Raw genomic sequence first — 20,871 nt, 5'->3', positions numbered from 1 at the left:
CGATGACCCTCACCACACCCTCCGACGCCGCGGCCCTGGTGGCCTCCGCGCTCGCCCGGGCCCGCTCCGCCGAGGTCCCCCGCCCGGAAGCCCCCGACGGCCGCCCGCCGGCCCCGCCCCGCCCCTCGGTGGCGGTCCCGCCGGCGCTCGACCGGATCCTGCGGCTCTCCCTCGCCGCCGCCGCGGACGGCCGGGGCGGGCGGCTGCGGCCGGCCCCCTCCGCCGGCGCGCTGCACCCGGTGACCGCCCACCTCCTCGTGGGCCCCAACGGCCCACTGCCGGCGGGCCGTTACGCCTACGACCCACTCGCCCACCGGCTCCGGCCGCGCGGCCCGGCGCCCCGCACCGCCCCGCCCGGCACCCTCGCCGTGCTCGCCGTCACCGCCCACCGCACCACCGCGCACTACGGCCACCGCGGGTGGCCGCTGCTGCTCCTGGACGCCGGGCACGCCGCCGCGGCACTGGCCCTCGCCGGCGCGCCCGCGGTGTGCCTGGACGCGGACGGGGCGCTGCTGGCCGCGGCCGCCGCGCTCACCCCCGCGGACCGGGCCCGGCCGCTGATCGCCGTGCGCCTGACGCCCGGCGGCCCACCCGATGCCCTGGAACACTGGGCCGGCCCGTCCACTCCGCCCCACGAACACGCCCAACCCACTTCCACAGAACAGGTGTTGACCGCCCTCACCCACGCGCCCGGCACCACCGCGCACTGGCGTCCCGTGCCGCCCCCGGGTTTTCCCGACGCCCTGCTGCTGTCCCGCCGCAGCGCCCCGCCCGGTTTCCCCGTCGGGCCGACCGACGCCGAGTTGGCCGCCGTCCTCGCCGCGGCCCGCGATGCCGCCCCCGAGGGGGTGGCGTGGTGCGCCGCCACGGGTGGCCGGCGGGCGGCGCTCCACGAGCTCGACGCCGACGGCCGGTTGGCCGTCCTGGCCACCGGCGACGCCCGTCCCGCCCTCGCCCTGTGGGCCGCCGGCCAGGCGTGGCTCGGCACGGCGGGCGCGGTCGTCCTCGCGCACGGCTGCCCCGACGACGCGCGGCCCGCGGCCGTCCGCGCCGCCCATCTCGCCGCCGGGTACGCCCTGGGCTGCGCGCACCTGACGGCCGCCGCCACGGGGTTGTGCGCGCGGCCCGTCGGGTCCTGGCAGGGCGCCGACCTCGGCGCCGCGTTGGGCGACCGGCCCGGCCGCGACTGGGTGCTGCACGGCCTGGCCCTGGGCCGCCCCGAGACCACCACGCCCGTAGGAGGCGACGACGCATCATGATGCTCCACCCCGAACTGCTGCGCGCCGCGCGGGTCGCCCGCGGTCCGCTGTGGGGCGCCACCGCCCTCCTGGCCACGGTCACCGCGACCCATCTGGGTCAGGCCGTGCTGCTCGCCCAGGCCCTCGCGGACATCGCCCGCGGCGGTACGCCCCGCCTGCCGGTGCTGCTCGGCGCGGTGTTGGGCGTCGTCGTGCTGCGGGCGGTGCTGGTCCACCGGCAGCGGGACCTGGCCGTCCGGGCCGGCTCGCGGGTCCGCGTGCGGCTGCGCGATGCGCTCCTGGAGCGGCTGGGGCGCACCGGCGGTGCCGCGGCGGGAGTCACGGCCGCCGGTGGGCGGGCCGGCGCGGTGCGGGCCGCCCTGGTGGACGGGGTGGAGGGCGTGGACGCCTATGTCTCGCGCTATCTGCCGCAGGCCGTGCTCGCCTGTGTGGTGCCGGTCGGGCTGGTGGCGGCGGTCGCCGTGCTGGAACCGCGCGCCGCGCTGGTGCTCGCCCCGGCACTGGTCCTCGCGGTGTTCGTCCCCCGCTGGTGGGACCGGCTGTTGGAGCGCCGCGGCCGGCAGCACTGGGGCGCCTACGAGGCGCTGGCCGCCGACTACTTGGAGGCCCTCCAGGGCATGCCGACGCTGCGGGCCGCCGGCGCCGTCGGCCGCACCCGGGCCCGCCTCGGCGCGGCCTCCCGGGAGCTGCACCACGCCACCGTCGCCAAGCTGCGGGTCTCCCTCGTCGACACCGGGCTCACCGACCTGGCCGTGCAGGGCGGCACGGTCGCCGCCGCCCTCGTGGCCTGCTGGTCCGCGGCATCGGGGCGGGCCGCGGCGACCGGCACCTATCTGCTGCTGATGCTGGCGTCCGAGTGCTTCCGGCCGGTGCGCGACCTCTCCCGGGCCTGGCACGCCGGCTACTTGGGCGTCTCCGCGGCCGACGGCATCGCCCGGCTGCGCACCGCGGAGGGCGGCGTCCCCGACACCGGCGACCAACGGCCCCGTTGGCGCACCGCGCCGGCCGTGCGGTTCGACGCCGTCTCCTACCGGCACCCGGGGGCGGCCCTGCCCGCCCTCGACGCGGTCAGCTTCACCGCCCCGGCGGGCCGCACCACCGCCGTCGTCGGGCCCTCCGGCGCCGGCAAGTCCACGCTGCTGGGCACGCTCCTGCGCCGCCACGACCCCGACGAGGGCCGGGTGTTGCTGGACACCGCCGACACCCGGGACCTCGCCCTCGACGCCCTGCGCCAAGGGATCGCGGTCGTCTCCCAGGAGACCTACCTCTTCCACGGCACCGTCGCCGACAACCTGCGGCTGGCCCGCCCGGACGCCACCGACGCCGAACTGTGCGACGCCGCCCGCGCCGCCGGCATCCACGAGGAGCTGCTGCGGCTGCCCCGCGGGTACCACAGCGTCGTCGGCGAGCGCGGTGACACCCTCTCCGGTGGTCAGCGCCAACGACTGGCGCTGGCCCGCGCGTTGCTCGCCGACGCCCCCGTCCTGGTGCTGGACGAGGCCACCAGCGCCGTCGACGAGCGGCGCCAGGCCCGGATCGGCGCCGCGCTGCGCGACGCCGCCCGCGGCCGCACCTGCCTGGTCGTCGCCCACCGGCTGTCCGCGGTGCGGCACGCCGACCGGATCGTCGTCCTCGACGGGGGCCGCGTCGACGCGGTCGGCGACCACGCCGAGTTGCTCGCCGCCGGCGGTCTCTACGCCCGGCTGGTCGCCGCCGACGAGGACCGCTCCCCCGCCCCACCGGCCCACCCGCACCCCGCCCGAAACCCCGAGGGAACCGCCGCATGACCCCGTCCACCACCCCGGCCGCCGACCGGGGCGCGCTGCGGGCCCTGTTGCCCGTCCTGGCCGTCCACCGCGCCATGACCGTACGGACCTTCGTCGCCGCGCTCGTCGACCAGGCGGCCCTGGTCGCCCTGGTCACCCTCGCCGCGCACACCGTCGGCACGGCCGTCCTCGACCACCGCGCCCCGCCCCCGACCACCGTGGCGCTGCTGATCGGGCTGGTACTGCTCCGGGCGTTGGCGACCTGGCGGGAGATGGACCTCTCGCACGACCTCGCCTACCGGGTCCTGGCGGAGCTGCGGATCCGGGTCTTCGACGGGCTCGCCCGCAGCGCCCCGGCACGGATCGCCGGCCGGCGCAGCGGCGATCTGGCCGCGGCCGCGCTCGGCGACGTGGAGGCGCTGGAGTTCTTCTACGCCCACGCCGTCGCCCAACTCGCCGCCTCCGGAGTGGTGTTCGCCGGCGGTACGGCGGTCCTCGCCGTGGTGGAGCCGTGGTTGTTGGTGGCCGTGGTGCCCGTCGCCGTTCTGGTGGCCGGCACGCCCGTCGTCGACGGCCGGGTGCGGGCGGCGCGCGGTGCCCGGACCCGGACCGCCGCCGCCGAGCTCTCCGCGGACGCGGTGGAGACCGTCGACGGCCTCCGGGAGTTGCTCGCCTGCAACGCCCTCGAACGGCGCCGGGCGCGGCTGCGCGAGCGCGGCGAGGCGCTCGGTGGGGCGCAGCGCGCGGAGCAGACCTGGGAGGCCGGCGCCGGGGCCGTGCGCGAACTGCTGGTGGTCACCGCCGTCGTCGGCACCGTCCTCGTCGCGGCCCGCGTGGTGGCCGCGGGCGGGCTGCCCGGCGCCTGGGCCCCGGCGGCGATGGCGCTGGCCCTGGCCGTCCTGGCGCCGCTCGCCGACTCGGCCGCCGCACTGGGCCAGGCCGGTGGGTTGCGCGCGGCCGCGGCCCGGGTCGGCGCCGCCGCGCACGCCCCCGCCGGTGCCCCCGAACCCGCCTCGCCCCACCCCCTCCCCCCGGGGCCGCTCGCGGTCCGCCTCCGTGACCTCCGCTTCGACTACGGCGGCGCCCCGGTCCTCGACGGCGTACACCTCACCGTCCGCCCGGGCGAGACGGTCGCCCTGGCCGGGGTCTCCGGCGCCGGCAAGTCGACCTGCGCCCATCTGCTCGCCCGCTTCTGGGACCCCGCCTCCGGCGCCGTCGAACTGCTCCCCGCCACCGGCGCACCGGTCGATCTACGGGACCTGACGGAGCCCGACCTCCGCCGGGCGGTCGCCGTGGTCGGCCAGGAGGCCCCCCTCTTCCACGGCACCCTCGCCGACAACCTGCGCCTCGCCGCGCCCGACGCCCCGGACGAACGGGTCCGCGCGGTGGCCGCGTTGTGCGGCGTCGACCGCATCGCGGCCGGCCTCCCGGACGGCCTTGCCACCGGGGTCGGCGAGCGCGGCACCACCCTCTCCGGCGGCCAGCGCGCCCGCATCGCGCTGGCCCGCGCGCTGCTCGCCGAGCCGCGGGTCCTGGTCCTGGACGAGACCACCGCCCACCTCGACGCCGAGGGCGACGCCGAGTTGGCCCGCGCGCTGGCGACCGGCGCCTCCGACCGCGCGACCCTGGTGATCGCCCACCGCCCGGCCACCCTCCGCCGCGCGGACCGCATCGCGGTGCTCGCCTCCGGCCGTGTCGTGGCCGACGACACCTGGACCGCCCTCACCGCCCAACCGGAGGGCCCCCTCGCCCGGGTACTGTCCCTCCCCCACCCACCGGGGCCGGACGGATGACCAGTTGACGACCCGTTGGCCGGTCGGCGAGCTGACCGACCCGGGCCCACTCGGTGCGGCACAGCACAGCGAACCATCACGGATCGGTACATTCCTCGCATGGTGTGCAGTCGCTGGAAGTGGTTCCTCACGCGCCAACGGCTGCGCGCTCCCCGGTTCTGGGCGCTGCCGGTCACCCTCCTGGGCGCGGGGCTGGTCCTGTCCTGGCTGTTCCCGCTGGTCGACCGGGAGGTCACCCTCTACGGGAACGAGGTCGGCGAGAACTTCTTCGCCCACCTGGACAGCGGCTCGATGTCCTCGCTGCTCTCGGCCGTCGCGGGCGGCATGATCACGCTGACCGGTCTGGTGTTCACCGCGATCACGCTGGCCATGCAGTTCGGCGCCTCGCAACTGTCGGTACGGGTGGTGCCGATCCTCCAGCAGGACGCCGTGATGCGCTGGGCGATGGGCACGTTCATGGCGACGTTCGTCTACACCCTGATGATCTCGGTGCGGCTCGCCGTCAGCCAGGCCGACTACCGGCCGGTCATCTCCATGTTCTTCGCGATGCTGCTCGCCGTGGTGTGCGCCGTGCTGTTCTTCGTGCTCGTCACCCGCGTCACGCGGGTACTGAACTCAGGCCAGTTGCTGCACTACCTGGCCGCCGAGGGCCGGCGGGCCGTGGACCGCGCGCACCCCGAGCACGGGCCCGACGCACCCGCCGCCTCCGCTCCCCCGGCACGCCCCCGACCCGACGCCGATCCCGTGGTGATCCGGCTCGGCACCCCGCCCGGGCGCGGCCAGACCCTCATCGCCTGCGACGAGCGCGGCCTGGAGCGGCTCGCCCGGCGCACCGGGGCGCGCATCCAACTCGTCCCGGTGACCGGCGACTTCGTTGCCCAGGAGGCGCCCCTTTTCCTGGTGTTCCCGGGCGCGAGGCCGTGGCGCCGCCGGAACCTGACCCGCCATCTGCTCTTCAGCACCACCCTCAGCGCGGGCAGCGATCCGGCCGGGGCGCTGCGCGCGCTCGTCGACATCGCGCTCAAGGCGCTCTCCCCGGCCGTCAACGACCCGGGGCGCGCGGTGCAGTGCCTGGACCACATCGAGGACCTGTTGGTGATGATCGCGCCCCGGCTCGCCGCCCGCCAACCGTCGGCCGCACCGGGCGCGTTCCACCGCCGTACCCGCTCCTGGGCCGACTACGTCTGCATCGCCACCGACGAGATCCGGCACTTCGGGCACGCCTCGATGCAGGTCCAACGACGGCTGCGCGCCCTGTACGCCACGGTCGCCGGGGCCTGCGCCCCCGAGCAGGTCCCGCCGCTGCGCTCCCGACTGACGACGATGGACGCCGAGGCCGGCGCCCAGTGGCCCCAGGACCTCGACGGCCGTCTGGCCCGCCTCCCCGACTCCCAGGGACTCGGCACGGAGAGCGGCGACACCGGGAACGGCCTGCACCGCTGGGTGTGACGCGGCGTCGGTCGGCACGTGCCCCGGTGCCCCAACACCCGCTCCGTGACGTCCAGATGGGCGGTGTTCCGTCCCCACCAGCATGGTGGACCCGTCCCCTGGTCGTGCGGTGCCGGTCGCCGGACCGGGGGGTGCGATAGTCGGGCCATGCACACCATGGGATACACCACAGCGGAATACGGCGCGGTCAGCGTCCTCGTCGGTGCCAACTCGGGTGCCTACCCGTACGGCAACTCGCTGCTCGTGCGCGGCACGGACCAGATACTGGTCGTCGATCCGTCGCTGTCGCTCGTCCGGGCCGCGCCGCCCGCCGACGTCGTCCTGGTCAGCCACGCCCACGAGGACCACGTCGCCGGTCTCGGCGGCTACCAGGTGCCGGTCCACGTCCATGAACGCGACCTCGACGCGCTGCGCGACCGCAGGGCCCTGGTCGACGGGTACGGCCTGCCGTCCGACGTGGTCGACGCCTTCGACGAGAGTGTGCGGGACGACTTCCATGTGCAGGGCCGCCCGGACGCGTTGGGGTTCGGGGACGGGGCCGTGTTCGACCTCGGCGGGCGGACCGTGACCGTCGTGCACCTCCCGGGCCACACCGCGGGCCACAGCGGCTTCCTGATCGAACCGGACGGTTTCCTGTTCGTGGCGGACATCGATCTGACCTCGTTCGGCCCCTACTACGGTGACGTCGGCAGCAGCCTGGTGGACTTCGAGGCGTCGATGCGGCGGTGCCGGGAGATCGACGCGCGCTGGTACGGCACGTTCCACCAGAAGGGCGTGATCGAGGGGGCCGCGGAGTTCCGGCGCCGGCTCGATGCCTACGTCGGCGTGGTGGAGCGGCGGGACGCGACGCTCCTCGCGTTCCTCGGTGAGCCGCGGACCGTCGAGGAGATCGTCGACCACCGGCTGGTCTACCGGCCCCACGTCGCAGGGCCGCACGTGCGGCCGGTGGAGCGGAGGACCGCGGTGCAGCACCTGGACCGGTTGCTGGGCGGCGGGTTGGTCGCGGAGGTGGAGCCGGGGCGGTTCCGCGCGGCGTAGGCGCCCCGCCCCGGCTCCGGTGTCCGCGTCGGATCAGCCGGCGACCTGCTCCGCCGGGGGGTGGTGGGGCGGGGTGAGGCGGATCAGGGCCGCCGAGGCCAGCGCGGTGACGCCGCACATCCCCCACAGCAACAGGTAGGCGGTGAGGGAGGGTTGCTGCGTGGTCTCGGTGAGGAGGCCGCTGAAGACCGCCGCCGCGGCGGCGCCGGCGATGCTGCCGCCGACCTCCTTGAGGTTGTAGTAGACGGCCGTCGACGTCGCCGCCCGGTCACGCGGGCTCCGCTCGCTGATGATGGTGGGGAGGCCACTGATCGCGAGGCCGACGCCGGCGTCCGAGATCATGTGGCCGGCGTACCACACGGGCAGGACGGCGTATCCCACCATCTTCACCGCGAAACCGGCGGCCAGGAGGAGGAAGGCGAGGGTGAGCATGGTGCGGTAGCCGAACCGCCTGCCGACGGCGGCGGATACGCCGGCGGTGCAGAAGCTGACGAGGGCCGGGACGGCGATCCACAGGCCGATCTGCCAGTGCGGCAGGCCGAAGCCGTACCCGGCCTTCTCGGGGACGGCGTCGAGGAAGGCGATGGTGACGCCCTGGCCGCCGAGGACCACGACGCCGGCGGCGAACCCGCAGGCGAAGGCCGGCGCGATGGTGCGGCTCGCCATCGCGCGGACGTCGATGAGGGGTTGGGGGGTGCGCAGGGAGGAGCGCACCCACAGGCCGAGGGCCACCGGTGCGAGCAGCAACCCGCCCACGACCGTCGGGGAGAGCCAACCCAGCGCGGTGCCCTGGGCGATGGAGCCGAGCAGCAGGGTGAGGCCGAGGCCGAGCAGCACGGCGCCGGTCCAGTCCATCCGCCCGCTCGCCCGTCTCTCGGTCCGTGCGATGAGCGGGGTCAGGGCGAGGCCCAGGCCGGCGGCGGCCAGTACCGCCAGGTTCCACAGCACCGTCCGTCCGCCGCCGGAGAGGGACGACAGCGGCCCGGCGGTGGCGGTGCCGGTGGTGGCTCCGAGGATGAGTGCGGCGGCGAGGAGGCTGAGCGCGCGACGGCTGCCGGCGGTGTCCAGTTGGTCCCGTACCAGTCCGACGGAGAGCGGGAGCATGGAGCTGAGCGGTCCGCACAGGACGCGGCCGGCGAGGAAGACCGGGAGCGTCGGCGCGAGGGCGCACAGCGCGGTGCCGAGGGTGATCGAGGCGAGCGCGACGCGCAGCATCAGGCGGTGGCCGTGCAGGTCTCCCAGTCGCCCGAAGGCCGGGACGCAGACGGCCGCGGACAGGAACTGCGCCGCGGTGATCCACATTGCCTGGGCCGTGTCGGTGTGCAACGTGTCGCGGATGACCGGCAGGAGGGAGACCACGCTGCCTTGGATGAACCCGTCGAGCAGGACGAAGACGAGGAGGGGGGCGATCAGGGCTGAGGGAACGGACACGGACACCCGGCGGGCAACAACCGTGCTCATGGCACTCCAGGGGGATTCGCAACCGGCGGTGGTTGCGGACCGGTCCGCGCGGCGTCGAAGGCATTGCCAACGCCCCGGTGGTGAAACCCGGCGCGCCGACAACACCGCACTCCCGGGCGACACGATTGCGCTGTGTGAGTGCGCCGGTGCAGCGCCGGAGCGACGCCGTGCGGATCGGTAACACCCCTGGATGGACAGGGTTTTGAAGATCAGCGATGGCCGCGGCGGTACCTATTCGCCGCCCGCCTCGAAAAGCCCATCACACTCGTCGGTTTAACGGCCCGGCCCGGTGCCAACCTGACGGTGACCGGGTGCGGTGGAACCGCAACGCCTGTGTGCCGAACGCGGATTGGATGCACCCGTGCGCAGGCAAACAACAGTCGCACCCGACCGCCACCGCCGGTGCCTGGCCGTCGACGCCGGAGCCGTTACTCGTCGGAGAGCGTGGAGTTCGGCACCCGCCAGAGCGCGAGCAGGAAGGCGGCCAGGGTCACCACGGCGCCGGCGAGGAAGACCAGGCGCATCGAGGCGACGTATCCCTCCAGGAAGGGCAGCGCCGCGGCGGGGTCGAGGGTGTGCAGGAACGCGGAGTCCTCCAGGTTGACACCGCCGCCGGGGCGCAGGACGCCCACCAGGGCGTGCGCGTTGTCGGGTTGGGACAGCAGTTTGCGGAAGCCCGGTTCGTGGCCGGCCGTGGCCAGTCGGTCGGTGATCTGGCCGGCGGCCGTGGCGAACAGCAGCGACAGGAACGCGGCGGTGCCGACCGTGCCGCCGTTAGAGCGGAAGAAGTTGATCGTCGCCGTGGCCGAACCCATCTCCGTGCGGGGTATCTCGGACTGCGAGAGGGCGGTGAGGTTCTGCATCGCCGCGCCGAGTCCCGCGCCCATCAGGGCCATGCCGACCATCGCGTACCACAGCGGACTGTCCACCCGCAGCGTGGCGAAGACCAGCAACGCGGCGGCCAGCGAGGCGAATCCGGCCATGAGCGGGAGCTTGAAGCGGCCGGTGCGAGCGACCAGTCGGCCCACCAACAGCGTGACGACGAGGTTCGCGGCGACGGTGGGCAGGGTGGCCACGCCGGCGCCCATCGGGCTCATGCCGCGGATGAGTTGGAGGTAGAGCGGCAGGGTCGTCATCGCGCCGAACATGCCGATGCCGAAGACGAAGTTCAGCCCGACGCCGATGCGGAAGGTGCGGATCCGGAACAGGCGTTGCGGCAGCAGGGCGGCCTCGCCCATCCGCCGCTCCACCACGACGAACGCGGTCAGGCCCACCGCGCCGACCACATAGGCCAGCACTGCCTGGGGGGAACCCCAGCCCCAGGCGCGGCCCTGCTCGGCGACGGTCAGCAGCGGCACCAGCCCGACGGCCAGGGTGAGCGCGCCGAGGTAGTCGAGGCGGTGCCGCACCCTTCGGTGCGGGAAGCGCAGCACGCGGACCAGGGCCACGGCGGCCACGGCGGCGAGCGGCACGTTGATCAGGAAGATCCAGCGCCAGCCGTCGAGCCCGAAGATGCTGGCCCGGTCCGCGAACGCGCCGCCCACCAGCGGGCCGACGATGCTGGCGCCGCCGAAGACCGCCATGAAGTAGCCCTGGTAGCGGCCGCGTTCGCGCGGGGTGGTGATGTCGGCGACGATGGTCATCGCCAGCGATATCAAGCCACCGCCGCCGAGGCCCTGGACGGCGCGGAACGCGGCGAGTTCGTAGATCGACCCGGCGGCCCCGCACAGCAGCGAGCCGACCGTGAACAGGCCGATCGCGACGAGGTAGACGGGCCGGCGGCCGTGGATGTCGGAGAGCTTGCCGTACAGCGGGGTGGCGAGGGTGCCGGTGATGAGGTACGCGGTGGTCACCCACGCCTGAGCGGTCAGTCCGTGCAGGTCGTCGGCGATGGTCCGGAGCGCGGAGGCGACCACTGTCTGGTCCAGTGCACCCAGGAACATGCTGAGGGCCAGCCCGGACATGACGGTGGTGATCTGCCGGTGGGTGAGCCGCGCGGGCGCGTCCCCGGCCGTGCCCTGTTCTTGGGTCTCGGAGAAGGTCACGTGTCGTCCTCAAGGGTGGCGGGTGGCGGAAACGGGAGGGCCGGGGCGGCGGGAGCTGACTCCCGTACCGCCCCGGCCCGGTGGCCGATCGGTCAGCCGGCGATCCCTTCGAGGTCGCCGACGGCGTGCTCGATCTCCGGCAGCGTCAGCATCGCCAACCGGGCCGCCCGGGCCCGCGCCCGCGGTGCCGGGTCGGCGAGCAACTCCCGGCAGGCGGCGGCGATGCCGGCCGCGCTGCGGTCGGTGACGTGGCGGCCCAGGCCCAGCGCCTCCACCCGGTCCGCGTTGCCGTGCTGGTCGCCGAAGTGCGGCAGCACCGCCAGCGGCGTGCCGGTGCGCATCGCCTCGCGGATGCTGTTGAAGCCGCCGTGGGTGACGAAGAGGTCGACGGACTCCAGCAACAGCGGCTGCGGCACCCGCTCGACGACGCGGACGTGGGCCGGTACGCCCTCGGTGTCGACCGGGATCCCGGACGTCGAGACGACCACGGTGCAGTCGTCCAGCTCCGCCACCGCCCCGAGTATCGCGCCCAGGCTCTCGGTGGGGTCCGGGAACTCCATCGGCAGCGGCGCGGGCTGGTCGGCCTTGCGGTGGTGCAGCATCGGCAGGGCGGTGCCGATCGCCGCGTACACCAGGGGCCGGTCCGTGGGCAGTTCGGCCACCCACTCGGGCAGCACCGCGCGGCGCTCGACGTCCACGGTCTGCCGGTAGGCCCACGACTTGGGCAGGTGCTGGGCGAAGGAGAAGGCGGACGGCACGTAGTCGACGCGGCCGTGCGGGACGATCGACAGCGGGTCCTCGTGCACGGTCAGGCCCAGCTCCGCACGCCGGTTGTTGAGCTCGGGGAGCACCTGGGCGGGGTCCATCATGTTGCTGAACCCGGAGGGCGTGGGAAGTTGCGGTACGCCCAACGTTTCGGCGGTGAGTACCGCGGCCATGTCCATGCCGTCGCGCAGGACCACATCGGGGCGGAAGTCACGGGCCAGGGGCAGCAGGATGTCCAGGGTCGGCTTGATGCTCGGCCCGGCCAGGGTGCGCTGCATCAGCCGGCTGAGCTCCGCCATCCGCCCGGCCATGTCCTCGATCTTCTGGATCTCGGCGACGTACGGCCCCAGCCTGGCGGTCGGGTCGAACTCCGGTAGCGCGGGCGTCACCTGGACGTCGTCGGCGGCGAAGACGGGGGCGAGGTCGTCATTGGTGACCACCTGCACCTCGTGCCCGGCCTTGGCGAGGGCGCGCAGCAGGGGGAGTTGGGCCCGCCCGTGGGAGGGACTGCCGTGGGTGGTGCACAGGACTCGCATGTCGAAAACCTTTCGTCAGGAGGTTCTTCGGTGGTTGAGGTAAGAGGAGCGGGAAGCCTGGGGCGTCGCGGGTGCGCCGGCGGGGTGCCGGTCGCCCCGCACGTCAGGCGACCCGTGTCGGCGCCGCCGCGCGTCCGAGCCCCTGCCAGCTCAGCCCGGCCCGCGCGAGCCGGTCGGCGTCCAGCAGGTTGCGGAAGTCATGGACCTCGTGGCCGGCCATGCGGGCGCCGATCGCCGCCCAGTCCAGCTCGCGCAGCTCCGGCCACTCGGTGAGGACCACGCAGGCCGCGACCCCCTCCGCGGCCCGCACCGGGTCGTCGACGAGGTCGACCAGATCGCTCAGGTCGGGCTGCTCCTCCCGCAACGCCGGGTCGTACGCGACGAGTTCGGCGCCGCGCTCGCGCAGCAGCCGGGCGACGGCGAGCGCGGGCGAGTCGCGCAGGTCGGAGGTGCCGGCCTTGAAGGTCAGGCCGTACAGGGCGAGCCGCACGCCGCGCAGCGAGCCGTCGGCGCGGCCGCAGGCGGCGGCGAGGCGCTCGACGAGCTGGCGCTGGTGGCTGACGTTGGTCTCGATGGTGGCGCTCAGCAGCGGGAAGTCGACGCCGGCCTGGTCGCACGCGGTGAGCAGGGCGTGGGTGTCCTTGGGCAGGCAGGAGCCGCCCCAGCCGGGTCCCGGCCGCAGGAACGCGGAGCCGATCCGCGGGTCGCGCCCGATGCCCTCGGTGACGTCGTCGATGTCGGCACCGAAGCGCTCGCAGACGGTGGCCAGGTTGTTGGCGAAGGACAGCTTCATCGCGAGGAAGAAGTTCGCCGCGTATTTGGTCAGTTCGGCGCTGGCCGGATCGGTGAGCACCAGCGGCGCGTCCAGGTCGGCGTACAGATCGGCCACGCGCCGCCCGGCGTCCGGGTCGGCGGCGCCGATCACGATGCGGTCGGGGTGCTGGAAGTCGTGGACGGCGCGCCCCTCGCGCAGGAACTCGGGGTTGCTCACCACCGCCACGTCCGCCCGGCCGAGCAGCGCGGCGACCCGCTCGCTCGTACCGACCGGCACCGTCGACTTGTTGACCACGACGCAGCCGGACGGCAGCACCTCGCGTATCTGGTCGGCGACGGCCTCCACGGCGGCGAGGTCGGCCGCCCCGCCCGCGCCCATGGGCGTGGGCAGGCACAGGAACGCCACCTCGGCCCCGGTCACGGCGGCCGCGGTGTCCCCGGTGAATTCCAACCGGCCGGCGTTCAGGCCGTCTTGAACGGTCTCGGGGAGGTCCGGTTCCAGGATGTCCACTTTGGCCTCGCGCAGCCGCGCGACCTTGTGCGGGTCGGCGTCGGCGCACACCACGTGGTGGCCGAGGGAGGCGAGGCAGGCACCGGTGGTCAGTCCGACGTAACCGGTTCCGATCACGGCAACGCGTTGCGCAGGCACAGGGGATCACCACTTTCCGGTCATGGGGGTGCCCACCTGCGACGACTGCGGCGGTGCGCGCGGACGCGCTCGGCCGCCGCATCGTGCGGGCGGACCGGGAACGGGCGTCGCGGTCCCGCCCTGACATGGCGAGCACTCAAGTCATCAATCGTTGAACTGACTTAGGTATGACATGTGGCGCGAACTCAAGTCAACGTTCGATGACATCAGGCCGATGACTTTGAGACAGTCGCCGCAGCCGGGAATATGGGCGGTGGCGGAAGGGCCGCGGACGACGGAGGTGCGGTTGTGACGGGAGTGCAAAACGGCGAGGCGTCGAAGGAAGTGGTCCGCAGGCGCTCGGCCTCGGCCACGCGTACCGCACTCAGGGCCGCCGCGTCCTTCCGCTTCGGCAAGTACGGCTACGAGGGCACCAGCGTGCGGGACATCGCCGGCGACGTGGGCGTGGACGCCGCCCTCGTCTACCGCTACTTCGGCTCGAAGGAGGCGCTGTTCAACGACGTGGCGTGCACGGGCAAGATGTTCGAGCCGCTGCTCCAGGAGCCGGTCGAAACGATCCCCGACTGGTTCTGTGCGATGTTGCTGGGACAGCCGAAGGAGGGCGACTTCCCGCACCCGGTACTGTCCGTGCTGCGGTCCTCGGGCCGCGACGAGGCGGTGGGGCGGTTGCGCGCCGATCTCACCGAGGTGTTCTCCAAGCGCCTGGCCGCCCGCCTCGGCGGCGCGGACGCCGATCTGCGCGCGGAACTCCTGTCGGCCTGGATGCTCGGCACCAGCCTGATGCGCACGGAGATCCGCTCCCCCGCCCTGACCTCGGTGCCGGACGCCACGCTGGAGCGGTATCTCCGGGCCGGCATCGAGGTCTTGATGGCTCCGGCGCCGGAGTGCGACGAGCACGGATCGCCCGACGCCGAGGACGCGGAGCGCGACCTCGCCCTCCGCTGCCCCGACAGCTGCCCGATCCGCCGGGGCTGATCGGGACGGGTCGGGGCGCCCCGAGCGCCCCTCCGCGGCGCACCGCGACTCCCCACAACGCGGCGCAATTCGGCAGGTGTTCACCGCGCACCAACCCACCCGCCGGCGGTCGTTCGGCAGGGCCCGGCAGTCTCGCGTCGCCCTGTCATCGCACTCCGGAGGACGGACACCGTGCCCGCAGTACGCGCTTCCCGGCGGCGACGCCGCCTCGCCTTCCGCTGCACCGCCGCCGTCGTCCCGACGCTGGTCGTCGGCGCGCTGCTGGCTCCTGCCGCGCACGCCACCCCGGCGAACGACCCGCGGAACAACGGGGCGTTGGCCGCCGGCACCGCCACCCCGGCCGGCAACGGCGGCCCCGCACCGGCGGCTTGGCCCGGCAATGGCTCCGTCACCACCGCCGATGCCGCCGACGTCTTCGGCGAGGACCTCAGCGGCCTCTACCAGGAGCGCGGTGTGCTGTGGGGCGCGCAGAACTCCGGCAAGCTCTGGCGGCTGGTTCCCGACGGTACCGGCGGCTGGCGGCCGGACACCGCCAACGGGTGGACGTCCGGCAAGGCGCTCCACTTCCCGGGCGGCTCCGGCAGCCCGGACAGCGAGGGTGTCACGCTCACCGGTGCGGGTGCCGCGGGCGGCGCGTTCGTCGCGAGCGAGCGCGACGCCGACGCGTCCAAGACCAGCCGCCTGTCCGTCCTGAAGTACGACGTCGGTGGTGCGGGCGGCACGCTGACCGCCGCCAAGGAATGGAACCTCACCCCCGACCTGCCGCGCGTCGGCGCCAACCTCGGCTTCGAGGGCATCACGTGGGTCCCCGACGCCCTTCTGACCACATCCGGCTTCAGGGACGAGTCGACCGGCGCGGCCTACGACCCGAAGCGGTACGGCGCCCACACCGGTGGCGTGTTCCTCGTCGGCGTCGAGGGCACCGGCATGGTCCACGGATACGTCCTTGAGGACTCGGGTGCCTACACCCGCGTCGCGTCCGTCAAGAGCGGCATGGCCGGCGTGATGGAACTCCAGTGGGAGCCGCAGGCGTCGCGCCTGTGGGTGGTCTGCGACGACACCTGCCACGGCCAGCACCGGACGATGCGGATCGACGCGTCCGGCAGGTTCGCCACCACCGCGGTCTACGACCGCCCCAGCGGCATGCCCGACCTCAACAACGAGGGCTTCACGGTGGCCGGATCCGACGCCTGCGCCAACGGTTCCAAGCCGGTGTACTGGGCCGACGACAGCAACGACGACGGTCACGCACTGCGCAGGGGAAGCATCGCCTGCTGAGCCGGACGGCGACGGTGCCCGACGGGTGGCCGGCCCGTCGGGCACCCGGCAACCGTTCCCGAGGCGGCCAGACAGACAGGCTTGCCCGAAACCTGACTTGTCCCGACTCGCCCGTCCTGCCAGGGTCGCTCCCAACTCCTCCCCAGAGAACGGATGCCCCCGATGCGTCGTGCCCTCCTGCCCACCGTCGCCCTCGCCGTCGCCGCCCTGTTCGCGGCGGGCACCGGCACCGCCCAGGCAGCCACCGCCCCGGCCGCGACCGGCTCCCTCAACTGCGTCAACGCCTACATCGGCGCCAACAACGGCCAGCCCTTCTACCACGTGCAGTGCGGCGTGATAGGCCAGGCAACGTGGTACGCCAACGCCGCCTGCTCGGACGGCAGCTTCCGCAACGCGGGCCCGTTCACCAACTTCCGTGAGGTGTACGTGTATTGCCCGGCGGGGACCGAAGTGCAGCGGGGCTGGGTCACCAGCGACTGACGTCGCGTCCGAGCTGGCCGGCGAGGTGGTCGAGGGCGGGCGCGCCGTCGGCCACCGACCGGGACGGGCCGAAGGACCCACCCGCCGTCCGCGGCAACCCACCGTAGACCTCCCGCACCACCGGCAGGGCCGCCTGGGCGAGGTCCGGGACGAGGTCCCGCGGTTGTCCGACGGCCGCGGCCAAGTCCCAGCCGTGCACCAGCATTTCGATGACGAGTTGCTCGACGATCCGCCGACCGGGCGCCGGGCCGTAGCGCCGGTCGAGCATCCCGGGGCGGCGGAAGGCGGCCAGCGCGCTCCGTGCGGCGGCCTGGAACGCCGCGAGGGGGTCCTCGCCGAGGTGGTCGGCGCCGGCATCGGAGCGCGGGGTGCCGGCGGCCAGTCCGGCCCACATCAGGTTCTCCCAGACCAGGTGGGCGAGCAGGGCGCGCACGTCCCAGTCCGCACAGGGCGTCGGCAGGTCCAACTGGTCGGGACCGACCGCGCGGACAAGCTCCGCCACGGCACCCAACGTCCGTTCGCACGCGTCGAGTACGCCGGCGGGCCGCCAGGCATCGGCGCCGGCGTCGTACAGGGCGCCGAGCTCCTCGGCCCGCGCGCCGGGCGCGGGGTTGGCGCGCAGCGCGGTCCTCAGCCAGTCGCCGGGCGCCGCCATGTCCGGTCGGACCGGCCAGTCGTTGATGACGCACGTCAACTGCCAGTACCGCTCGACCTTGGGGTCCGAGGCGGTCTCCAACTGCTCCGACAACACCCGACGGGCGGGTGCGTCGTCGCCGTGCACGGCGTCGCGGGTGCCTGCCTGGGTGGGGATCCAGGCGGTGACGATGTCGGCGACCACCTGCTCGGCGGCGGGCGAGTCCGGCGCGATCCCGTCCCGTATCGCGGTGTTCACCCGCCGCGTCCAGTCGTCGGTGAGCCGCCGGGCGTCGCGCAGCGTGCGTTCGTCGTGCTCGCCCGGGGCGTGCTCGGCGGCGTAGCGGGCCATGCGCCGCATTCCGGCCCGCAGGTCCGGATCCGCGACCAGTTCGCCGAGTTCGATCCAGGCATCGACCTGGGCGTCGGTGGGGTTGTCGGGCAGGTCCGGGGTGGCGGCCAGCAGTCCGCGACGGTAGGCCGGTACGTCCAGGTCCGTGAGCGTCTCGGTCACGAACTCCGCGATGAGCGTGCGGCGTTCGGCGGCGGACAGGCGGGCGGCTCGGGTCATGACGGCGAGTCCTTCGACGGTGGTGGTTCGGCGGGTGACGGAGCGCAGCACCGCCTGCTGCCCGCGCAGCACGCGGATCTGCGCCTCCAGCGCGTCGACATGGGCCGCGGCCACCTCCGTCAGGCTCTGCTCGCGGTCGAGGACGTCGCGGATCTGCGCCAGTCCCAGTCCGAGGTCCCGTAGGGTCCGGGCCAGTTCCAGGCGGGCCAGCGACGCCGAGTCGTAGACGCGGTACCCGGCGGCGGTCCGCCCGGCGGGCGGCACCACCCCCACGTCGGACCAGTGCCGGATGAGCTTCACCGACAGTCCGGTCCTCCGCGCGATCTCCCCGATGTTCCACGACATCTCGTCGTCGACGTGCATGCGCCCCACCTTCGACTCTCCCCTCGTGGGAGAGTCAACCAGGCACCGGCGGGTGGGAAGCATGCGGGGAGCCGGCCCAGTGGGTGCGGCCGGCCGTCGCTGACGCGATGTAGGGCCAGTCGGCCGTCGTGGGAATCTCTCGTCGTGGGAATCGGTCGTCGTGGGAATCGGTTGTTGCCGAAGTCGGTTGTTGCCGAAGTTGCCAAACCGGCAACGACATTCGCGATCGGGGTGCCGTCCGTCGGACGATCGCCGCCGGACGTACCGCACTCGGGAGGACCCATGCCACAGACGCCCAGCACCGACCTCACCCACCGCCTGGTGCCCACCCCCGCCGGCCGGATCCACCTGGTGGAGCAGGGCACCGGGCCATTGGTCGTCCTCGTGCACGGGTTCCCGGAGTCCTGGTACTCCTGGCGCCACCAACTCCCCGCCCTGGCCGCGGCCGGCTACCGCGCGGTGGCCATCGACGTCCGCGGCTACGGGCGCTCCTCCCGGCCCGCGGCGGTGGACGCGTACCGGATGCTCGACCTGGTCGCGGACAGCGCCGCGGTGGTGGACGCCCTGGGCGAGCGGACCGCGGCGATCGTCGGCCACGACTGGGGCGCCAACATCGCCGCGGCCTCCGCGCTGGTCAGGCCCGAGGTCTTCCGCGCGGTCGGCCTGCTCAGCGTGCCCTACGCCCCGCGCGGCGGACCGCGCCCCAGCGAGGTCTTCGGACGGCTCGGCGGCGAGGAGGAGTTCTACGTCTCCTACTTCCAGCAGCCGGGCCGCGCCGAGTCCGAGATCGAGCCCGATGTGCGCGGCTGGCTCGCGGGTCTCTACACCGCCCTGTCCGGTGACACCATGCCGGCGCCGGGCGCGCCCGACCCCCACTTCGTGAGCCCCGGCGGGAGGATGCGCGACCGCTTCCCGACCGACCGACTGCCGTCCTGGCTAGACGAGGCCGAACTCGACGCCTACGCCGCGGAGTTCGAGCGGACCGGCCTGACCGGAGCCCTGAACCGCTACCGCAACATGGACCGCGACTGGGAGGAACTGGCCGACTACGACGGCGCCCCGATCACCCAACCGTCGCTCTTCGTCGGCGGCGGCGCGGACGCCTCCACCACCTGGCTGGCCGACGCGATCGAGGCGTTCCCCACCACGATGCCCGGCCTGATCTCGTCGCACCTCCTCGACGGCTGCGGCCACTGGATCCAACAGGAACGTCCCGAGGAGCTCAACCGGATCCTGCTCGACTGGCTCGCCCGGCTGCCCGTCTGACGCGTGCCTGCCGGGTGGCCACCCGCGGCGCCTGGTCCGGCGGCGTCCGCTTCTCCCCTGCCCGGCTCACCGCGGGCTGGTCCGGCCAGGTCACCGCGTATGCCGGATCACCGCCCCGGCTGATCCGGACGAAGCGCAGCAGTTCCCGGACGATGCCGGCGTTGCCCGCCGCCCAACCGGTCCTGGGTTGAAGGGAGTTCGGGGTCGCTCGGGGGTCGAGGTTCGACCACCGGGCGCCGGCCGCGTCCCAGGTCGCGCGCGAGGCGATGTCCGTGACCAGTCGGCGCGCGAAGTCCGGGCGGTCGCCCTGCTCGACCAGCCGGTCGCAGGCCAGCGCCAGGACGCCGGCGGTGCCGCAGCACCGGCCGTTGTTGTCCCAGAAGCCGGGCCGCAGTCGGCGCGGCAGGCCGGAGTGGGTGATGGTGCGCCAGCAGCGGTCGGCCAGGGCCTGCCAGCCGGGCTCGTCGAGCGCGTCCCGGAGCAGCCGGAAGAGCTGGGCGTCGCCGGCCGGGCCGTGACACCAGCCGTAGCTGTAGCGTTCGATGAGCGCATGGCGTTGCTGCGGATCGGAGTGCGGGACGAGGAAGCCGGCCGGGCCGGCTTCGTTGCGCGCCACGACGCCGGCCACGCCCGCCCGCGCCAGCTCGATCAGATCGGGGCGGCCGGCGGCCCGGCCGACGCGGACCAGCGCGTAGGCGATGCCGAGCGTGCCGTGCGACATGTGGTGGTACCGCCAGGACCACCCCGTGCGCGACTCCCACTGGGCGGCCTCGATCCCCGAACTCCGTTCTGCCGTACGCAGATAGGGCTCCAGCGCGCGCACGGCCAGGTCGAGGTCGCCGGCCGCGAGCGCGCCCAGGCCGATGCCGGCGTTGCCGCCGATCAGATCGAACCAGTCGCCCCAGCGCGTCCCGTCGAACCGGGCGCGCACCGACTCCAGCGCCCGATCCGCGGCGCCGGCGGCGTCCGGAGCGCCCAGTTCGTCATCGACCGCCCGCAGCGCGAACGCCAGGCCCGCCAGGCCGCCGTAGAGGGAGCTGTTCTCGCACTCCTCGACCGCGGCGGACACGCTGCGGGCGGCGCGCAGGGCGGCGTCACCGTAGCGGTCGTCGCCGAAGTGCCGCCGCGCTTCCAGGAGTACGGGAACGATTCCGGCCGTGCCGCCGTAGAGGGCGGGGTCGGGCTCGTCTCCGGAAGGCGTCGCGGCCCAGGCCAGCCCGCCGCCCCCGACCTGCCGCGCGCACCCCGACAACCACCGCAGGGCATCCGCCGCCAACGCCTCGACCTCGTCCACCGCTGCCCGCGCCCCGCCCGCCGCCGTCATGCCCCCACTCTGGCACGCGACACGGAACCCGCCCAGACGGTGACCGAGCCGGGCCCGGAAGCGCGAACGCCGGCGTTTCGGCCATGAACGCCCCCGCGGCGACCCGCAGCCGGTAAGGGTCGATGCGCCCAGCACGAACGTCTTTTCGCTTCCTCGCGGGGCTCGCACCGCGTCCGAAATACGTGAGTTCGAAATTCCCGGTCCTCTCGTTGGGCATGCCGACACCCCCCAACGCTCGCGACTGGAGGCCGCCGTGTACCCGCTCCCCCCTTGTGCGACCGCTCCCCTTCCCGCCGCCCCCGATCAGCACGCGCCCTTCCAGGGCCGAGGCATCGTCCCTCCGCGCACCCGCCGTGCCACCGGCGCGTTCCGCTCGGCCCTGCCGGATACGGGGTGGTCGGCATGAACGAGCCCACCGACGCGTCCGCCGCCAACATCCCCAAACC

Annotated in this window: 15 protein-coding genes; 9 read left to right on the top strand and 6 right to left on the bottom strand. The window is 74.3% G+C overall.

Annotated features, from left to right (window positions below; translation table 11 throughout):
* Positions 1-2 precede the first annotated feature (2 nt).
* From ACIQU6_RS19060 to ACIQU6_RS19040, 5 genes are all read left to right on the top strand, one after another.
* Positions 3-1,259 carry a nitroreductase gene (locus ACIQU6_RS19060; RefSeq protein WP_403482792.1) on the top strand — a complete coding sequence of 419 codons (1,257 nt, stop codon included), beginning with the start codon at positions 3-5 and terminating at the stop codon, positions 1,257-1,259.
* A complete protein-coding gene (locus tag ACIQU6_RS19055; protein WP_403482791.1) occupies positions 1,256-3,046 on the top strand; it encodes an ABC transporter ATP-binding protein/permease in 1,791 nt (596 codons plus the stop codon). The genes ACIQU6_RS19060 and ACIQU6_RS19055 overlap by 4 nt, the downstream gene beginning before the upstream one ends.
* A complete protein-coding gene (locus tag ACIQU6_RS19050) occupies positions 3,043-4,818 on the top strand; it encodes an ABC transporter ATP-binding protein (protein WP_403482790.1) in 1,776 nt (591 codons plus the stop codon). The genes ACIQU6_RS19055 and ACIQU6_RS19050 overlap by 4 nt, the downstream gene beginning before the upstream one ends.
* 99 nt (positions 4,819-4,917) lie before the next feature.
* On the top strand, positions 4,918-6,267 hold the full coding sequence (locus tag ACIQU6_RS19045; protein ID WP_403482789.1) for a DUF2254 domain-containing protein: 1,350 nt from the start codon (positions 4,918-4,920) through the stop codon (positions 6,265-6,267).
* Between the two features lie 147 nt (positions 6,268-6,414).
* Complete coding sequence (locus ACIQU6_RS19040) at positions 6,415-7,305, top strand: MBL fold metallo-hydrolase (RefSeq protein WP_403482788.1); 891 nt, start codon at positions 6,415-6,417, stop codon at positions 7,303-7,305.
* 33 nt (positions 7,306-7,338) lie between these two features.
* Here ACIQU6_RS19040 and ACIQU6_RS19035 read toward each other — a convergent pair whose 3' ends face one another.
* From ACIQU6_RS19035 to ACIQU6_RS19020, 4 genes are all read right to left on the bottom strand, one after another.
* A complete protein-coding gene (locus tag ACIQU6_RS19035; protein ID WP_403482787.1) occupies positions 7,339-8,766 on the bottom strand; it encodes an MFS transporter in 1,428 nt (475 codons plus the stop codon).
* Positions 8,767-9,194: 428 nt separating this feature from the next.
* A complete protein-coding gene (locus tag ACIQU6_RS19030) occupies positions 9,195-10,811 on the bottom strand; it encodes an MDR family MFS transporter (RefSeq protein WP_403482786.1) in 1,617 nt (538 codons plus the stop codon).
* Between the two features lie 92 nt (positions 10,812-10,903).
* Complete coding sequence (locus ACIQU6_RS19025) at positions 10,904-12,112, bottom strand: glycosyltransferase (protein ID WP_403482785.1); 1,209 nt, start codon at positions 12,110-12,112, stop codon at positions 10,904-10,906.
* A 103-nt stretch (positions 12,113-12,215) separates the two neighbouring features.
* Positions 12,216-13,514 carry a UDP-glucose dehydrogenase family protein gene (locus ACIQU6_RS19020; RefSeq protein WP_403482784.1) on the bottom strand — a complete coding sequence of 433 codons (1,299 nt, stop codon included), beginning with the start codon at positions 13,512-13,514 and terminating at the stop codon, positions 12,216-12,218.
* 309 nt (positions 13,515-13,823) lie between these two features.
* On the opposite strand from ACIQU6_RS19020, the gene ACIQU6_RS19015 reads away from it, so the two are divergent.
* The 3 genes from ACIQU6_RS19015 to ACIQU6_RS19005 all read left to right on the top strand — a co-directional run bounded on the left by ACIQU6_RS19015 (position 13,824) and on the right by ACIQU6_RS19005 (position 16,268).
* Positions 13,824-14,510, top strand: a complete 687-nt coding sequence (locus ACIQU6_RS19015; RefSeq protein ID WP_403482783.1) for a TetR family transcriptional regulator — start codon at positions 13,824-13,826, stop codon at positions 14,508-14,510.
* A gap of 171 nt (positions 14,511-14,681) precedes the next feature.
* The gene (locus tag ACIQU6_RS19010; RefSeq protein ID WP_403482782.1) at positions 14,682-15,788 is read left to right on the top strand and encodes a hypothetical protein; all 1,107 of its coding nucleotides are present in this window, start codon (positions 14,682-14,684) and stop codon (positions 15,786-15,788) included.
* 162 nt (positions 15,789-15,950) lie between these two features.
* Positions 15,951-16,268, top strand: coding sequence for a hypothetical protein (locus tag ACIQU6_RS19005; RefSeq protein WP_403482781.1), 318 nt, complete (start codon positions 15,951-15,953; stop codon positions 16,266-16,268).
* Here ACIQU6_RS19005 and ACIQU6_RS19000 read toward each other — a convergent pair.
* Positions 16,255-17,835: a TIGR03086 family metal-binding protein gene (locus ACIQU6_RS19000; RefSeq protein ID WP_403482780.1), complete on the bottom strand. Its 1,581-nt coding sequence runs from the start codon at positions 17,833-17,835 to the stop codon at positions 16,255-16,257. The two genes, ACIQU6_RS19005 and ACIQU6_RS19000, sit on opposite strands and share 14 nt — an antisense overlap.
* A gap of 282 nt (positions 17,836-18,117) precedes the next feature.
* Here ACIQU6_RS19000 and ACIQU6_RS18995 point away from each other — a divergent pair, with 282 nt between their 5' ends.
* Positions 18,118-19,101, top strand: coding sequence for an alpha/beta fold hydrolase (locus ACIQU6_RS18995; RefSeq protein ID WP_403482779.1), 984 nt, complete (start codon positions 18,118-18,120; stop codon positions 19,099-19,101).
* Here the strand turns inward: ACIQU6_RS18995 and ACIQU6_RS18990 are convergent.
* The gene (locus tag ACIQU6_RS18990; RefSeq protein ID WP_403482778.1) at positions 19,058-20,425 is read right to left on the bottom strand and encodes a lanthionine synthetase LanC family protein; all 1,368 of its coding nucleotides are present in this window, start codon (positions 20,423-20,425) and stop codon (positions 19,058-19,060) included. The genes ACIQU6_RS18995 and ACIQU6_RS18990 overlap by 44 nt on opposite strands.
* Positions 20,426-20,871: the final 446 nt, after the last annotated feature.

The organism is Streptomyces sp. NPDC090442 (assembly GCF_044769405.1).
GTDB lineage: Bacteria > Actinomycetota > Actinomycetes > Streptomycetales > Streptomycetaceae > Streptomyces.
The sequence above is the reverse complement of the archived record's forward strand: the minus strand, read 5'-3'. Positions and strand labels throughout refer to the sequence as shown.

Bases quoted from the DNA above. Each gene is read 5' to 3' on its own strand.
- ACIQU6_RS19055 (WP_403482791.1), top strand. From the start codon at position 1,256: ATGATGCTCCACCCCGAACTGCTGCGCGCCGCGCGGGTCGCCCGCGGT.
- ACIQU6_RS18990 (WP_403482778.1), bottom strand. From the start codon at position 20,425: ATGACGGCGGCGGGCGGGGCGCGGGCAGCGGTGGACGAGGTCGAGGCG.
- ACIQU6_RS19050 (WP_403482790.1), top strand. From the start codon at position 3,043: ATGACCCCGTCCACCACCCCGGCCGCCGACCGGGGCGCGCTGCGGGCC.
- ACIQU6_RS19045 (WP_403482789.1), top strand. From the start codon at position 4,918: ATGGTGTGCAGTCGCTGGAAGTGGTTCCTCACGCGCCAACGGCTGCGC.
- ACIQU6_RS18995 (WP_403482779.1), top strand. From the start codon at position 18,118: ATGCCACAGACGCCCAGCACCGACCTCACCCACCGCCTGGTGCCCACC.
- ACIQU6_RS19060 (WP_403482792.1), top strand. From the start codon at position 3: ATGACCCTCACCACACCCTCCGACGCCGCGGCCCTGGTGGCCTCCGCG.
- ACIQU6_RS19000 (WP_403482780.1), bottom strand. From the start codon at position 17,835: ATGCACGTCGACGACGAGATGTCGTGGAACATCGGGGAGATCGCGCGG.
- ACIQU6_RS19005 (WP_403482781.1), top strand. From the start codon at position 15,951: ATGCGTCGTGCCCTCCTGCCCACCGTCGCCCTCGCCGTCGCCGCCCTG.
- ACIQU6_RS19040 (WP_403482788.1), top strand. From the start codon at position 6,415: ATGCACACCATGGGATACACCACAGCGGAATACGGCGCGGTCAGCGTC.
- ACIQU6_RS19035 (WP_403482787.1), bottom strand. From the start codon at position 8,766: ATGAGCACGGTTGTTGCCCGCCGGGTGTCCGTGTCCGTTCCCTCAGCC.
- ACIQU6_RS19025 (WP_403482785.1), bottom strand. From the start codon at position 12,112: ATGCGAGTCCTGTGCACCACCCACGGCAGTCCCTCCCACGGGCGGGCC.